The organism is Providencia sp. (genome assembly GCF_040396775.1).
Classification (GTDB): domain Bacteria; phylum Pseudomonadota; class Gammaproteobacteria; order Enterobacterales; family Enterobacteriaceae; genus Providencia.
Genome location: NZ_JBEBNT010000027.1, coordinates 14,479 through 30,190, shown reverse-complemented (window position 1 = coordinate 30,190; position 15,712 = coordinate 14,479). Strand labels below are relative to the sequence as shown.

General features: G+C 40.4%; 13 protein-coding genes. 5 read left to right on the top strand and 8 right to left on the bottom strand.

Going from position 1 to position 15,712, the window contains the following annotated elements; translation table 11 throughout:
* Positions 1-68: 68 nt before the first annotated feature.
* Positions 69-926, bottom strand: coding sequence for a formate transporter FocA (gene focA / locus ABWP91_RS18785; RefSeq protein WP_353244530.1), 858 nt, complete (start codon positions 924-926; stop codon positions 69-71).
* A 451-nt stretch (positions 927-1,377) separates the two neighbouring features.
* Complete coding sequence (locus tag ABWP91_RS18780) at positions 1,378-2,151, bottom strand: IclR family transcriptional regulator (RefSeq protein ID WP_353244529.1); 774 nt, start codon at positions 2,149-2,151, stop codon at positions 1,378-1,380.
* 343 nt (positions 2,152-2,494) lie between these two features.
* Between ABWP91_RS18780 and ABWP91_RS18775 the strand changes: the two genes are divergently transcribed.
* Genes ABWP91_RS18775 through ABWP91_RS18765 form a run of 3 tightly spaced genes read left to right on the top strand, consistent with a single transcriptional unit; the run spans position 2,495 to position 6,371 of the window.
* Complete coding sequence (locus tag ABWP91_RS18775) at positions 2,495-3,388, top strand: dihydrodipicolinate synthase family protein (protein ID WP_353244538.1); 894 nt, start codon at positions 2,495-2,497, stop codon at positions 3,386-3,388.
* Between the two features lie 50 nt (positions 3,389-3,438).
* The gene (locus tag ABWP91_RS18770; protein WP_353244528.1) at positions 3,439-4,752 is read left to right on the top strand and encodes an MFS transporter; all 1,314 of its coding nucleotides are present in this window, start codon (positions 3,439-3,441) and stop codon (positions 4,750-4,752) included.
* A 23-nt stretch (positions 4,753-4,775) separates the two neighbouring features.
* Positions 4,776-6,371 carry a UxaA family hydrolase gene (locus ABWP91_RS18765; protein ID WP_353244527.1) on the top strand — a complete coding sequence of 532 codons (1,596 nt, stop codon included), beginning with the start codon at positions 4,776-4,778 and terminating at the stop codon, positions 6,369-6,371.
* A 65-nt stretch (positions 6,372-6,436) separates the two neighbouring features.
* Here the strand turns inward: ABWP91_RS18765 and ycaO are convergent, their stop codons facing one another.
* On the bottom strand, positions 6,437-8,191 hold the full coding sequence (gene ycaO, locus ABWP91_RS18760) for a 30S ribosomal protein S12 methylthiotransferase accessory factor YcaO (RefSeq protein WP_353244526.1): 1,755 nt from the start codon (positions 8,189-8,191) through the stop codon (positions 6,437-6,439).
* A 318-nt stretch (positions 8,192-8,509) separates the two neighbouring features.
* Between ycaO and ansB the strand changes: the two genes are divergently transcribed.
* Positions 8,510-9,553: an L-asparaginase 2 gene (ansB, locus tag ABWP91_RS18755; protein ID WP_353244525.1), complete on the top strand. Its 1,044-nt coding sequence runs from the start codon at positions 8,510-8,512 to the stop codon at positions 9,551-9,553.
* Positions 9,554-9,665: 112 nt separating this feature from the next.
* On the opposite strand, the gene ABWP91_RS18750 is transcribed toward ansB, so the two are convergent.
* A complete protein-coding gene (locus ABWP91_RS18750; protein WP_353244524.1) occupies positions 9,666-10,460 on the bottom strand; it encodes an SDR family NAD(P)-dependent oxidoreductase in 795 nt (264 codons plus the stop codon).
* 586 nt (positions 10,461-11,046) lie between these two features.
* Here ABWP91_RS18750 and chiP point away from each other — a divergent pair.
* Positions 11,047-12,444: a chitoporin ChiP gene (gene chiP, locus ABWP91_RS18745; protein ID WP_502935826.1), complete on the top strand. Its 1,398-nt coding sequence runs from the start codon at positions 11,047-11,049 to the stop codon at positions 12,442-12,444.
* 204 nt (positions 12,445-12,648) lie between these two features.
* Here chiP and ABWP91_RS18740 read toward each other — a convergent pair whose 3' ends face one another.
* The 4 genes from ABWP91_RS18740 to ybfE all read right to left on the bottom strand — a co-directional run bounded on the left by ABWP91_RS18740 (position 12,649) and on the right by ybfE (position 15,549).
* Complete coding sequence (locus ABWP91_RS18740) at positions 12,649-13,182, bottom strand: bactofilin family protein (RefSeq protein WP_353244523.1); 534 nt, start codon at positions 13,180-13,182, stop codon at positions 12,649-12,651.
* A 674-nt stretch (positions 13,183-13,856) separates the two neighbouring features.
* Positions 13,857-14,306 carry a ferric iron uptake transcriptional regulator gene (gene fur / locus ABWP91_RS18735; RefSeq protein ID WP_004256285.1) on the bottom strand — a complete coding sequence of 150 codons (450 nt, stop codon included), beginning with the start codon at positions 14,304-14,306 and terminating at the stop codon, positions 13,857-13,859.
* A gap of 267 nt (positions 14,307-14,573) precedes the next feature.
* Positions 14,574-15,101, bottom strand: coding sequence for a flavodoxin FldA (fldA, locus tag ABWP91_RS18730; protein WP_353244522.1), 528 nt, complete (start codon positions 15,099-15,101; stop codon positions 14,574-14,576).
* 154 nt (positions 15,102-15,255) lie between these two features.
* Positions 15,256-15,549 carry a LexA regulated protein gene (gene ybfE, locus ABWP91_RS18725; protein WP_349415402.1) on the bottom strand — a complete coding sequence of 98 codons (294 nt, stop codon included), beginning with the start codon at positions 15,547-15,549 and terminating at the stop codon, positions 15,256-15,258.
* Between the last annotated feature and the right edge of the window lie 163 nt (positions 15,550-15,712).

Below are 15,712 nucleotides of genomic sequence, written 5' to 3'. Positions count from 1 at the left end.
TACTTTTACCTTTTAACAGTGGATCTTTTAGGGATCTTAATAAATCTTTTCGTGTGTGTCAGTGGCGATTAATGTTTTTGGCCACCGCGTAAATGCATAAACCAATAAATGAGGCCGACTAAAAGCGCGCCGCCAATAATATTTCCGATAGTGACTGGAATTAAGTTATCTGTAATAAAATTTCCAATCGTTAAGTGTGAAAACTGCTCAGGTGCCATATTGATTTGTGTCCAATATTCAGCAGGAGCGAATTCTTTAATCATAATCCCTAATGGGATCATAAACATGTTTGCAATGCTATGCTCAAACCCGCTGGCGACAAACATCGCAACAGGCAAAACTAAAACAACCAGTTTATCGGTTAAACTGCGTCCTGCATAACTCATCCAAACAGCCAGACAAACCATTAAGTTTGCTAAAATTCCGAGTGCAACTGCCTCAACAAAGGTATGGTGTAATTTATGGCTACTGGTTTGTAAGACATTTAATCCCCATAGGCCATTAGCCGCAGTGTATTGTCCCGCAAACCAAATGATAGCTACGAAGAACAGTGCACCAATTAAATTGCCGATATACACATTGAACCAATTGCGGAACATTTGCCCCCAAGTAATTTTACCTGTGGCTTTAGAAACGATAGTTAAGACAGTGGAAGTGAAAAGGTCGGCACCACAAACAACGACTAACATTAAACCGAGTGAGAAACAAATCCCGCCAATCAGTTTGGTAAAGCCGTACGGTGCGTCGGCAGCCCCAGTTGTTGCAGTAATATAGAAAACAAAAGCAATAGAAATAAAAATACCGGCAGTGAATGCTGACAAGTAAGTAATTGCAGGATGTTTGTTCGCTTTATAAAAGCCAGAATCATCCGCGACTTGCGCCATTACAGCAGGTGGCAATAAATTAAAAGGGTTGTCAGCTTTCATACTAACACTCTCTTACAAAGTTGATTAATTATAGCACGCAATAATAGTAACAAAGGGGATAAGTAAGAAATTTGATATGGATCATGAACACTCGCAAGAATACCGCCAAAATAGTTAATGCATTGTTAAATTTATACCTAACCAATTGAAAAATATAAATTAAATATTTTTTAAATTTTATTAAAATTTTTTATAAAGAGCATTTTTAGCGACATTGAAAGTGAAAATATGCATATAAATGTTAATTATTTAAGTGCAATATGAACCCTTTGCTACGGTATTTAACTTATGTCTAAGTTTGGTAATGTATTTATTGATATAAACCTCATAAACCACCTGTTACATTCACGCTAAATTGTCATATTTTGCTAACAATCAACAAAACAATACGGTATGCAAAAATCGTTGTTCCAGATCATTTTAGACTATATTTGCCAATATTGAATTTTTATTATCTATAAAATTCAATATTATCGAGCGTATTAAGTTCTTGTTCGATGCGTTCGCGGCTCGTTAACAGCGTTTCGATGACTTGGGCAATTTTTTCATTGTTACCGCGGAAGGTGGGGATAGACACACTGATAGCGGCAATAATTTTGTTTCGTTGGCGTAATGCGACCGCATAGCAAATGGTTTCTTCATTAATTTCTTTATTATCAATGGCATAACCATTTTCTTTTACGGCATTTAGTTGCTTGCGTAATTGTGGCAGGGTGTGAACACTGTATTGTGTCAGCGGGGTGAAACCTGCGGGATAAAGCTGGGAAATTTGTTCATCACTATAGTTAAAAATCATTGCCTTACCTAGCGCAGAATAAATAGCAGGTAGGCGGGTGCCAATACTGGAGACTAACTGGACTTTTTGTGCAGATTGTACTTTATCTATATACAAGACATCAGCACCATCTAAAATACCCATTTGGCAAACTTCGTTACACTGCTCAACAATCACCCCCATCTCACGGTGGATCATTTTCAGCCAATATGATTTTTCGAAGAAAACTCGAGAAAGAATAGAGCAGGCGATACCAAGGTAATAAAGCTGGCTGTTATCATCGTAATTAATATAACGGTGCTCAACCAACGTTTTTAGAATAGGGTAAATAGTCCCTTTTAAAATACCTGTTTTATCAGAAAGTTGTGTTAAAGATAGCCCGGTATTTTCCGCAGCCAATACTTGAAGTACCTCTAAAACACGAATTGTCGGCATGTGTCCCGTAGACATTGAACCACCTCCCTGATTTATTGTGCCGCTATTCTAGGTTCAAAACTGCACTATGTAAATCACTCACAAAAACCCATTTATTTTCTAAATCTATCGGATGGCATTGTGTGCTTGATGGCAAAAGTCGTGATCCTGTTCAAAATTTACCAATAAAAAATGACCTTTTTGTTTTTAACACAAGCAATAAATTTATGTTTATTTCATTCAAATCAATCAATTAAATCATTTTTATTTTTACTTTGTTCAAATTTGACTCAATCCATTTTTCATGGTTATTTAAAGTTGTTTTTATTTATGAATAAGGTTTGTATATATGAACAGTAATGAGATGGAGCCGTTAAGTATGGAAAGTCGCTATATCACCCCAGTTGTGACTATTTTTGATAATAAAGGCCGCGTTGATACGGAACAAAATCGACAAGTTTATGATTCGCTAAGTGGAAAAGTATCGGGTTTTGTCACAATGGGCAGTACAGGGGAATTTTTTGCGTTAGACATGGACAGTTCGAAAACCTTGATTGACCTTTGTGGCCATTACCCTAAAGGGGATATGAAGGTCTATGCAGGGGCGAGCCGGTTAGATGTCAACGAGTCGATTGAACTAGCCAATTATGCGAACGAGCAAGGAGTTGATGGGGTGATGATTATTAGCCCATATTATTTCCCATTGGATGACGAGGGCGTATTTCGCTTTTACAGCACCATAGCGGAAAAAACCTCAGCAAAAATCTTTATTTATAACTTCCCTGAGCGTACGGGGTATTCCGTATCCCCTGAGGTGTGTTTACGCTTAGCAGATAAGTACCCTCATATTATTGGTTTAAAAGATACCATTCCCGATACCAACCATACGGCACAAGTCATTGATATGGTAAAATCTCGCATTCCTCACTTTGAAGTCTACGCAGGTTACGACAACAACTTTGCCCATGTGGTGTTATCGGGCGGAAGTGGTTGTATTGGTGGGCTTTCAAATATTATTCCACAGTTTTTTTCTTCATGGATGCAAGCCTTTGCAAATGGCGATTTAGCGCTCGTTGCTAAACATCAACAACGTGTTGACCAACTGATGGCCATTTACGGCGTGAATTCTCCGTTTATTCCAACCTTTAAAAAAGCGTTGCAATTGAAAGGGGTAATTAATTCAGACCGTTGTACCTCACCCTTTATTGGATTGAACAGTGTACAGACAGAGCAACTTCAGCAATTATTATCACTGGCTGATTTACCGCTCTGATCTTTCCTATAACAACACAATAGAACATCTTATCGACAGGGAAAAATATCATGGCGACAACACAAGCTTATAACAATCCTGTTTTAAACTCCGCGATTAAAAAGTCGTGGAAACGTTTAGTACCCCTGATGTTTATTTTGTATTTCGTTGCATTTATTGACCGAGTGAATGTTGGCTTTGCCAAAGATGCCATGCAGTTAGATATCGGGTTATCGGACTCTGCATTTGCGTTTGGGGCAGGGATTTTCTTTGCGGCTTATGCATTATTTGGTATCCCCGCAAACCTAATTTTAAACAAAATCGGCGCCCAAAAATGGTTGAGTATCACTACAATCATCTGGGGCGTGCTGTCTGCGATGACTGGCTTTGTCACCAATGAAACGCAATTTATTATTTTGCGCTTCTTATTGGGGCTAGGGGAAGCGGGTTTTTATCCGGGAATTTTATTATTAGCGTCAATTTATTTCCCGAATAACGTCCGTGGTTCGGTGATTGGCATCTTTGTTTTAGGTGTGCCTCTTGCGCTGACGCTGGGCTCTCCACTTTCTGGTGCATTATTAGAGTTACATGGCTGGCTTGGCCGTCCGGGCTGGTTCTGGATGTTTGTTATCGAAGGTTTACCTGCAGTTATTATTGGTATTTTTGCCTTCTTTTATCTGGACGATAGCCCTGAAAAAGCGCGTTTTTTAACTGATGAAGAGAAAAAAGCGTTAACAGAGCAACTTGCGAAAGAAAATGCAAAAACAGAAACCACCTCCGTCCTTTCTGCACTCAAAAATGCCAAAGTGTGGCACCTTGCACTGATTTACGGCACCATCCAAATATCCGTGTATGGTTTGATGTTCTTTTTACCTTCCCAAGTGGCCTCATTAATGGGGGAAAGCTTAGGGTTCAAACAGTCGCTGGTGGCTGCTATTCCGTGGGCTTGCTCCGCTTTTGGTGTCTACTATATTCCGCGTTTTGCCGATCGCCATCCAACTCGTCGTGTTGAAATCTCTGTTCTGTGCATGTTAGCTGCGGCAGTGGGCCTAGCTTTATCAGCGTTTGCCAGCCCCGTTTTCGCCATTGCGGCACTGTGCTTAAGCGCAGTGGGCTTTTTATCGGTTCAACCAGTCTTCTGGACATTTCCACCTCAATTACTCAGTGGCCCTGCATTAGCCGCGGGGATCGGTTTTTGTACCACAATGGGGGCGTTTTGTTCATTCCTTGCGCCTATCATCCGTGTTGAAGTGGATAAAATGATGAACAGTAACACGGCAGGGATCATGACATTGTCTGTAATAACCGTGGGTTGTGCTGTGTTAATTGCGTTACTCAAAAAGAATTCTCATAAAAATGGCCATAAAGTTTTGTCGTCAAATTAATGGCAACAATTGGAAGGTGTGACATGCAAAAGATTTTACGAATTGATGAAAGCGACAACCTGATTGTTGCCTTGAAAGACCTACAGGCTGGGGAAGTTTACCACTGGGGCAATGAAGAAATTGCTTTAGTTACCGATGTGAAGGCCAAACACAAATTTGCACTAGAAGCGGTGCCCGTCGATGGCGTGGTATCCATGTATGGCACAGCAGTGGGTAAAGCCACTCAGCCGATCGCCAAAGGCGAAGCCATCACGGTAAACAATATTCGTCACTATGCCGCCCCTGTTTCCTTAGAAAATGATTCACCATACGAATGGAAAGCTCCCGATGTTTCCACTTATGAGAACCGCACTTTTCAAGGGTATGTACGGGATGATGGGCGTGTAGGCACAGCGAATTACTGGTTAATTTTTCCGTTAGTGTTTTGTGAAAACCGCAATGTGACGAAATTAACCGACGCGTTAAATGATGCGTTAGGCTACACCAATAACAGCTTGAAAAGCTTTGCATTAGACTTAACTGCAGGAACACAAGCGCCGACAGCAAAACCAAAGCTATTCCCACACATTGAAGGGGTTCGATGCATTACCGTCACCAGCGGCTGTGGTGGTGCGACATCAGACAGCAAAACCATGTGTGATGTGCTGGCGGCTTATGCAGATCACCCCAATGTGATTGGTATTACGGTGTTTAGTTTAGGGTGTGAAAAAGCACAGCGTAAAATGTTTAAAGAGTCACTGGCGGCTCGCAACCCAAATTTTGATAAACCTGCACTCTATTTTCGCCAGCAAGAGTGGAATAGCGAAGAGGAAATGATGCAAACCGCACTCAAACAAACCTATGAGTGCATGAAAGCGGTCAAACCACAATCAAGGCGCGATGTACCGTTATCCCATCTCAAACTGGGGGTGAAATGCGGGGCATCTGATGGTTTTTCAGGAATTTCCGGTAACCCTGCGATGGGGCTTGTTTCGGATTGGTTAGTCACGTTAGGTGGCGCATCTGGCTTGGCAGAATTCCCTGAATTATGCGGTGCAGAAGGGGATATGGTGAAACGTTGTGTGTCTTTCGATGATAAAAAGAAATTTCTCGAATTGATGGATCGCTATGAAAAAACGGCAAATTTCTTTAATACCACCATCGCGGATAACCCGAGCCCTGGCAATATTGCAGACGGTTTAATTACCGATGCGATTAAATCTACGGGCGCGGCAAAGAAAGGCGGTACTTCACCCATTAGTGCGGTGTGTGATTATGCAGAGCCCATGCCAGAGCGCGGGTTGTCACTGGTTTGTACGCCGGGGAATGATGTAGATGCGGTAACAGGCCTTGTTGCCGCAGGTTGCAATGTGGTTATTTTTTCGACGGGGCTAGGTACGCCAACGGGTAACCCAATTGTACCTGTGTTAAAAATCTCCACCAACAGTGCGATAGCGGAACGCCTATCTGACATGATTGATTATGATTGTGGGCCAATTATTGATGGTGTACCTCTACCGACAATCAGTCAGGGGCTTTTTGAACGGGTGATTGAAACGGCAAGTGGTGATTATCAAGTGAAAGCGGATCGTTTAGAGCAATTTGATTTCTTACTGTGGAAACGTTCATTAGATTTATGATTTATATAAATAGATAACGCTGTAAATGTTGACGGGAAAGGCTTCCCGTCAACACATTGGTTCAATTACGCGTTAGCGCGTTTGGCTTTTTGCAGTTTTTCATAAGCTGCAAGCAGCGCTTGGTGAGCTGGCAATGCCTTCAGCTCATCATCGATTGACCAGAGACCGTAGAAGCAAGACTCACCTGCTACAGCTGCTGAAGCCGCATCGACTGCTTCTTGCCCATACATACGGACAAATGCATTGTAGTATTGCGCAGGGTTTCTTTCTTCTTCTTGCGATAATAGCAGCAATGTTTGCAAGCAACGATAATAGTTTGCACGCTCAGGGGTGAACACTGAACTGTTAAAGTCTTGTGTCCACTCAACCCATGCAAGGGCTTGTTCGAGGTCGCCCCCCGCAAGCGCTAACATTGATTTTAACTCACCAACACGTAGATTACTCCAACCATTGTCTTTACCGACCGCTAAACCAAGCAGCTCACGTACACGGGTGAAATCATCTAAACCGTCATCGTCCAATTGCTCAATCAGGGCAAGGTAGTCTTGCTTTTCCCATTGGCTATCCGGTAAACCGATAATGGTGTCACGCAAATAAGCACCCATTGCGTTATTCGCGATATGCAAATCTTCAACTGGGTAGATATCTGACATGCCGGGTACTAAAATACGGCATGCATACACGCCTAAATGATTATAATCCGCGATGTAAACTTCGGCATCTAAGGTGTTGAAAATACGGATAAGCGTTGCAAATTCTTCCTGTGTCGTGCCTTTGAAGCTCCAATCTGCAAATTCATAATCCGCATCATCTTTGAACAGATCCCAGCTGATTAAACCGCTTGAATCAATAAAGTGAGTTTCAAGGTTAGTGTGCTCAGCGACTTCTTCATCATCAAAAGTCGGTGCATTAAAGACGTCTAAGTCTTTTAAGCCGCGCCCTTGCAATAATTCAGTGACGGTACGCTCAAGGGCAACACCAAAGTCAGGGTGTGCGCCGAATGACGCGAAGCAAGTGCCATTTTGCGGATTAAATAGCACCACGCAAATGACAGGGTATTTTCCACCTAATGACGCGTCATAGCAGAAAATTGGGAACCCTTCTTTTTCAAGAGTATCAATCGCTTCCACTACGCTTGGGTAACGCGCCATCACGTCCGCTGGGATCGTTGGCAAGCTGATGCTTTCTGCGATAATTTTGTTTTTCACAAAACGCTCAAATACTTCAGAAAGCCCTTGTACACGCGCTTCGTTTGCGGTGTTACCTGCGGACATACCGTTAGAAACGTATAAGTTCCCAACAATATTCATAGGAATATAGACGGTTTTGTCATCAGACTGGCGTGTAAATGGCAGGGCACAAATGCCGCGTTCTTCATTGCCGGATTGCAGGTCAATGAGCTGGCTTGCAGCTAATGCCTCATCAGGGTCATAGAACTTAATCAAACGACTGTCTAACAAGCCTTCAGGCAGGCTGTCATCTTCTGTGAGTGGGAACCATTTTTCATTTGGATAGTGGACAAAGTCACCTTCAGAAATGAATTTACCCAAGTAGAAATCAGCAAAGAAGTAGTTAGTCGATAAACGTTCGAAATACTCACCAAGGGCAGAGGCTAACGCGGCTTTCTTGCTCGCACCTTTACCATTGGTAAAGCAAAGAGGGCACTCTTTATCGCGAATATGTACTGACCAAACGTTTGGTACAGGGTTTAACCATGACGCTTCTTCAATATCAAACCCCAATTTTTTTAATTTGGTTTGGAATGCATCAATGGAGTCTTCAAGAGCGGCGTCTTTGCCGGGGATATATGTTTGGCTCATTGTCAGTCACTTGTGAATAGAGTGTGTCAAACGGGCTATCATACGGATTTTTGCCTCAACCTCACGCTTTTTATTCATTCATAGAGAAATCATCTTAATATTCATTATTTCTCCTAAAATAATTATATATACCCGAAATCCTTCAACTTGCGGCGGTGTTGACTACGCTACGCTAGCCGAGTCACATAGTTTACCTATGCTCCCCGTCTATCGTCGCTTGTCGCCTACCTGCAACTCGAATTATTTGGGGTATAGGTCACAATAAATTCAGCATAAATCCACATAATAACTAAAGTTTATTAATGAAAGGAAAATAGGATGAAAAACAGAAATAAAGCGCTGCTCGCGACACTGGTTTCACTGTTTGCCGTATCTGCTATCGCTCAGCCGAATATTACGGTATTGGCAACGGGGGGAACTATTGCTGGGGGCGGGGATTCAGCAACCTCTTCTAGCTATCAAGCGGGTAAAGTGGGCATTGATGCGTTAATTAATGCAGTTCCAGAAACCAAGAAAATCGCCAATTTAAGCGGTGAGCAGTTGGTGAATATCGGTTCGCAAGATATGAATGACCAAGTTTGGTTGACGTTGGCGAAAAAAATTAATCAGGACTGCGATAAAACTGATGGATTTGTGATCACTCATGGAACAGATACGCTAGAGGAAACGGCTTTTTTCCTTGATTTAACAACCTATTGTAAGAAACCAATTGTATTAGTGGGCGCAATGCGTCCATCAACGGCACTGGGCGCGGATGGCCCTCTAAATTTATATAACGCCGTGGTACTTGCAACGGATAAATCAGCTGGTGACCGTGGTGTACTTATGGCGATGAACGATAAAGTCGTTCAAGGCCGTAATGTGATGAAAATGAGCACAACAGAAGTACAGGCATTTGATGCGGTTAACGCAGGTGCTGAAGGCTTTATTCACGATGGCAAAGTGACGTATTTCCAAGCACCTCAACCTCGTGCTGATAAGGCCGAATTTGATGTGAGTAAATTAGAGAAATTACCTGCGGTGGGGATCGTTTATAACTATGCCAATGCATCCGCTGCTCCTGTTAAGGCATTGAGAGAGGAAGGCGTAGAGGGGATTGTCAGTGCGGGGGTTGGTAACGGCAACATGTATAAAACAGTATTTGATGCATTAGCGAAGGCAGCAAAAGAGGATGTGGTTGTGGTGCGTGCAAGTCGCGTTCCAACAGGTTATACCACTCGTAATGCTGAGGTTGATGATAATTTATATGGCTTTGTGGCATCTGAAAGGTTAAACCCGCAAAAGGCTCGCGTGTTATTACAATTAGTGTTAACTGAAACGAAAGATCCGCAGAAAATTCAGGCGCTATTTGAAAAATATTAAACTTAATGCATTTTGAGCGTTAAGGTAGCGGGGTGCAGTTTTCTGAACCCCGTTAATTGCCTTGCTACTTAATACTAAATAATCAATACATTAGGTAACAACTTGCCAATGATTAAATGATATCGTCAATAACACCTCCATCAACACGTAATGCAGCCCCTGAGGTTGCTGATGCTTGCTTCGAACAAGTATAAACCACCATATTCGCCACTTCTTCTACAGAGGCTGCACGTCGAATAATAGAACTTGGTCTGTGTGCAATCACAAATTCGTTGGCGAGTGCTTCGACTGGCTTACCTGTTTTCGCTGCTTCATCTTCCATCATATTGGCAAAACCATCAGATAGTGTTGGTCCTGGAAGAACACTGTTTACAGTAACCCCTGAGCCGGCAACATATTTTGCGAGCCCACGAGAAAGCGAAAGCATAGCCGTTTTTGTGACACCATAGTGGATCATATCCGCAGGAATATTGCGTGCAGATTCAGATGAAATAAAGACAACTCGACCCCAACCTTTTTCCACCATTGCAGGTAATAGGGCTCGGGATAAACGGACAGATGACATCACATTGGTTTGCCAGTAATTATTCCAAGTTGCATCGTCGGTTGCATAAAAGTCTTCAGCACCATAAATTCCGGCATTGTTGACTAAAATATCAACTTCTTTGATTTCACTAAGTAGCAGGGTGATGCCTGCAGGATCACTTACATCAGCGACGGCAGGGGATACTTTGGCATTAGGGAGTTCTTTTTGTAGGCGCAATACCGCGTCATCAACACTTTTTTTATTACGGCCGTTAATGAATACTTCTGCGCCGCAGACTGCAAGTCCTTTTGCTATAGCAAAACCGATGCCTGCGGTTGATGCACTAATTAAGGCGCGTTTTCCCGTTAAATCAATTTTCATTTGTGTACGCTCTTTGTTGAAATGAAATTTCATAGTAGCAGATGAAAACAGGATACTTTTCTCATTAATGCTATCTTATTAACGGTCATATTAACGTGTAAAAAGCTGAGAAATGATAACGAGAAATCGCTATCAATTTATAAATATGATTAAGCTAAAACAAGAAAGTGAATCTAAAAAGGCTTATTTCGTTTATCTTTCTCACAAAATTAAGTCAATGTGGTGATAGAACATAATCAATGGTGCTTAATTTGTAACGCTAACTTCATAACAAAGCAATTTATTCAAGTATTCCTAAGTTTAATTATTGCGCTAACTTTTATTTATTTTAATTATTTATCAATTAGTTATGGTTGACTGGTTAATGAGTCATCATTTGTGATAATGACTGTTAATTAAAATTAATGTGCCGTTGATCATATTTTGGCAACAAAGCCAGTATCAGTGTTGATAATTCGCGTCGCAAAAAATAGGCTAATCACATCACAAACAACATAAGTTGTTGTGAATATTTAGATTTAAATGAAAAGTTAAATCGTATTTCGGCCGAAAAATAAAACATAAAAAATATTAGAGGAATACAAGAATGGTTAATAAACATGTCAATACTGGCAGGAAGTTGCTCGTCTTAAAAATCGCCATCGCGATGTTGCCTATCGCGTATCAGCCAATGACTCACGCAGAACAATTTCTTGAAGATTCAAAACTCACAGGTGGACTTTATTACTGGCAAAGGGATCGTTCTCGTAAGGATTTGGACCCAAATAGCGATAAATATAAAAAATATGCAGATAATCTTAAACACTCCACATTCAATGCTAGCCTAGATTTTTCATCTGGTTATTTTCAAGATGTTATCGGCTTGGATTTAGCGGGTTTTACTGCGATTGAATTATCGAACAGTGGCCCTGCTGCACCTAACGAAATTGGTTTTAGTGATGCTAAATCACGTTGGGATGAAAAATGGACTGGCGATCGCAGTGGTGTAACATTTTATAAAGCTGCTGCAAAATTGAAATACGGTCCTTTCTGGGGAAGAGGGGGCTATATCCAGCCTACAGGACAAACGTTATTAGCTTCACATTGGAGTTACATGCCAGGGACTTATCGTGGTTTGGAAGTTGGTGGTGTTTTTGATTTCGAGCAAAATGGTGAACTGAGCATGTCCTATATGTGGACAGACCGCTATAAGGCTCCGTGGTACCGCTCAATGTATGACTTCCGTGAAGCTGATGGCAAAACAGGGATCAGTTATTTGCACTCTATTGGATTTAAATATGATTTTAAAAATAATTTAGTGCTAGAAGGGGCCTATGGCCAAGCTAAAGACTATATGGATCAGTATTTTGCTAAGGTTTCATATGCCGTGCCTGTGGCTGAACGCGATTTACGCCTTTCATATCAATTCTATGGCTCAAAAGACAAAGTTTCTGACGGTGGTGTCAATGATGTTTATGACGGCTTAGCGTGGTTGCAAGCGATGACATTAGGGTATACCTATGAACAGTTTGATTTTAAAGTTGAAGGAACCTACGTTAAAGCGGAAGGTAACCAAGGCTACTTCTTGCAACGTATGACGCCAGGCTGGGCGACATCTAATGGGCGTATGGATATTTGGTGGGATGGCCGTTCAGATTGGAACGCCAACAATGAAAAAGCATTATATGCAGGTGTGATGTACGACCTTAAAAATTGGGATCTCGCAGGTTGGAAGGTTGGTACTTCCTATATTTATGGTTGGGATGCAAAGCCAAGCACAAATTCCCAATATGCCCAAGATGTGCGCTTAAAAGAAAGTGCGTGGAACTTTGATGTTTTATACACGGTTCAAACAGGCCGAGCAAAAGACACGCTATTTAAATTGCACTTCACCAAATATGATAACCATACCGATATTCCTAGCTATGGTGGTGGTTATGGAAATATCTTCCAAGATGAAAAAGATATTAAGTTTATGGTGATGATGCCATTTACGGTTTTTTAATGAATTAAATAAATAGTGGTTACCATTGAAATAAACATGATGGTAACCGACTAAAATACACTTAGCATATATATGTAGTTTCAAATCGCCGAATAAAATAAGAAAATATACTTATATTGCAAGTTTAAAAATTAAAAATAAGGTGGATAACATTCACCTTATTTTTATTATTTAGTCATTATCCTAGTGCAGAAAAATAAACATTTATAACGAGGCAATTCCTTTATCACCTTCATTATTGATGGTAGTCGCATCATGTTTTACTTTATCTTTTAATTGCGTGACTTTATCTGTGTGAGTAACACTATTTTTGACTTTAGCTTGCCCAGAAAGGATACCACCTTTTTTAATCGATAAACTACTGTACTGAATCGTTCCATGGACTTCGCCGTTATTTTCGATACTGATAGATTCAGAGGTACATTCACCCTCAACTCGGCCATTAATAATCAATTCCTTACAAATAATATTACCTGTCACTTGGCCATTTAGCATCACTTTAACGGTATTATCTTTCCCTGTGATGTTACCAACGACCTTGCCATAAATGTGGACTTGCTCGTTTGAGGTTATGTTGCCTTCAAACATCACATCCCTTGAGATAATTGTATTCGATTTTTCTTCACTAAGAGTAGGGGTTGGTATCGTAACTTGTTCTTCTATCTTAGAGATAATCTCAGGTTCACGAATAGTAGGCGTTTCTTCAGGGGTTTGTTTGTTTTGTCTTTTGGTGAACATTTTACTTACCTTTTTTTGATTGAAGTATAAGATCAAGAACAGAATTGATAATACAAATGAAAATAAGGTGATGGCTGTATGACGAAAAAACCATCCTATTAAAGTAAGAAACCAGAAGAAAAAACTAGTGTTAATAAAAAGATATGTTTTTTTCATCAGTTAATCTCTTACGAAGTACGAGAGCAATCCAAATAAGTCTAGCTAAAAATACATGAATTACATTATGGAATTGTAATTTAACTTTTTTATTACATTTGTCTGGCTTATTAAATTAAGGTAAGCCGAAATTTTGGTCGTAATATATTGGGCTTATTATAGACGTTAATTAGATAAATCATATGACAATGATATAAAAAGTAGATGCAATTTATATTTTAAATAACGTTGTACATCGCTATGATATCATTGTAAATATTCTCAAATAGAGAAGGTGGTTTATCTGTAAAACAATATAAAGGATTTGAAGTGAATTGCAACTTATTATAGAACACTTCAATATTTCACCTTAACGACATATTTAGTGATAAATATAAAGTGAATAAGAGAAATTATGGATATTCTAACTGGGAATGCTTAATTTATCGGTGAATTTACACAATAAAAAAGCCCGATAACGGTTGTTATCAGGCTTTTGAGAAATGGGTCACCATCAAGGTATGATAGCGATTAAATTATTACTCTTTTGCTTCGTGTGCGTCAGCATTATCGCGGCAATCACCATCAGCACAGTGGCCGTATAAGTATAAGCTGTGGTTAGACAGTTTAATACCGTGACGAGCAGCGATATTTTTTTGGCGAGTTTCAATCGATTCATCAGTAAACTCAATCACTTTACCACAATCTAAACAAATTAAGTGGTCATGGTGATGCTGCTGAGTTAGTTCGAATACGGATTTTCCACCCTCGAAATTATGGCGTGTAACGATACCTGCATCATCAAACTGGTTTAATACACGGTATACAGTCGCTAGCCCGATCTCTTCGCCCATATCAATCAGCTTTTTGTAGAGATCTTCCGCACTGACGTGGTGGCACTCAGGCTCCTGAAGTACTTCCAAAATCTTAAGTCTTGGAAGAGTGACTTTGAGTCCAGCATTTTTCAATGCTTTGTTGTTGTCTGTCATGCGGGTTTGTCCTGTATCTTAAATCATAAATTTAACAATAATGAGACATTTTTAACATAAATCCAGTTGTCTTCTAAACTGATTTACAATTATAGGCATGGAAAATAAAAATAGAAACCATGTATTGTCTCATTATTTTGATAATCTCTTATAAGTCTATCCAATTAGGATATTTAATCGATTATTTTAGACCGAATGACGTTCCGCGATGGTGCACTTTGAGCGAAAAGGTATTCTGCCTAATGAATAACACTTATTTTTAATCGACTAGCCAAGAATTTCAGCTAATGACATCTCATCAGAGATTTGTTTGACCCATGCATCCACTCGTTCATCTGTTAATTCAGGTTGGCGATCTTCATCGATTGCTAAACCAATGAAGTGGGTGTCATCTGCCATACCTTTTGAAACTTCGAAGTGGTAGCCTTCGGTTGGCCAGTGTCCAACAATCACCGCACCTCGTGGTTCGATGATGTCGCGGATGGTGCCCATCGCATCACAGAAATATTCTGCGTAGTCTTCTTGGTCTCCACAACCAAAAAGAGCGACAAGTTTGCCTTCAAAATCAATTTCTTCTAACGTTGGGAAAAAGTCATCCCAATCGCATTGTGCTTCGCCGTAATACCAAGTTGGAATACCAAGAAGTAGAATGTCAAAAGCTTCAATGTCTTCTTTGCTGCACTTAGCAATATCATGAACTTCTGCTACGTCTTTGCCTAATCTTTCTTGGATCATTTTGGCAATATTTTCTGTGTTACCTGTATCACTTCCGAAGAAAATACCGATGACTGCCATAAACTGATTAACCTCTTGTTTTTCTAAGAGAGAAAGAAGGAGTGCCTCAACTTCTAGAACTCATTTAGAACGAAAATAAATAGAATTTTATGCCTTATTCTGGCGAAAAAACTTTTATAAGTCTGTCAAATTTGTGTGATTTACTAAGATAGTGTTACTTGAGTATTGTCTCATCAACTTGTTGAAGTTGTGACATCAAGATTTCTTCTATTAATTCACTGCGGCTTATGTTTTTTTCTTCAGCTAACTGATTCAGTACAGTTACAGCCTCTTCATTTAATTTAAGTTCAACTCGGCGCAATCCTTTCACTTTATCGCGTTTTAATTGGTTGCGCTTGTTGATCCTTAATTGTTCATCCCGTGATAGCGGGCTTGTCTTAGGTCGCCCAGGCCTTCGTTCCTCAGCGAACAAATCCAGAGTCGTACGATCAGTTTGTTCTTTTGCCATGTCTATAATTGCTAAAAGGGTGTGCCAATAATTCAGCGCGCCATGATACCCTAGCTAATCCCCTAGTGCTATAGCTGCGAGGGGAAGGTATAGGTTTGATTGGCGAAAAAAAACGCGGTTTTAAGAAAAAAGCACCCCTTGCTATATCAGTGATGCTTTTTTG

Excerpts from the sequence above, each read along its gene's own strand:
- focA (WP_353244530.1), bottom strand. The coding sequence starts at position 926 with ATGAAAGCTGACAACCCTTTTAATTTATTGCCACCTGCTGTAATGGCG.
- ABWP91_RS18780 (WP_353244529.1), bottom strand. The coding sequence starts at position 2,151 with ATGTCTACGGGACACATGCCGACAATTCGTGTTTTAGAGGTACTTCAA.
- ABWP91_RS18775 (WP_353244538.1), top strand. The coding sequence starts at position 2,495 with ATGGAAAGTCGCTATATCACCCCAGTTGTGACTATTTTTGATAATAAA.
- ABWP91_RS18770 (WP_353244528.1), top strand. The coding sequence starts at position 3,439 with ATGGCGACAACACAAGCTTATAACAATCCTGTTTTAAACTCCGCGATT.
- ABWP91_RS18765 (WP_353244527.1), top strand. The coding sequence starts at position 4,776 with ATGCAAAAGATTTTACGAATTGATGAAAGCGACAACCTGATTGTTGCC.
- ycaO (WP_353244526.1), bottom strand. The coding sequence starts at position 8,191 with ATGAGCCAAACATATATCCCCGGCAAAGACGCCGCTCTTGAAGACTCC.
- ansB (WP_353244525.1), top strand. The coding sequence starts at position 8,510 with ATGAAAAACAGAAATAAAGCGCTGCTCGCGACACTGGTTTCACTGTTT.
- ABWP91_RS18750 (WP_353244524.1), bottom strand. The coding sequence starts at position 10,460 with ATGAAAATTGATTTAACGGGAAAACGCGCCTTAATTAGTGCATCAACC.
- chiP (WP_502935826.1), top strand. The coding sequence starts at position 11,047 with ATGGTTAATAAACATGTCAATACTGGCAGGAAGTTGCTCGTCTTAAAA.
- ABWP91_RS18740 (WP_353244523.1), bottom strand. The coding sequence starts at position 13,182 with ATGTTCACCAAAAGACAAAACAAACAAACCCCTGAAGAAACGCCTACT.
- fur (WP_004256285.1), bottom strand. The coding sequence starts at position 14,306 with ATGACAGACAACAACAAAGCATTGAAAAATGCTGGACTCAAAGTCACT.
- fldA (WP_353244522.1), bottom strand. The coding sequence starts at position 15,101 with ATGGCAGTCATCGGTATTTTCTTCGGAAGTGATACAGGTAACACAGAA.
- ybfE (WP_349415402.1), bottom strand. The coding sequence starts at position 15,549 with ATGGCAAAAGAACAAACTGATCGTACGACTCTGGATTTGTTCGCTGAG.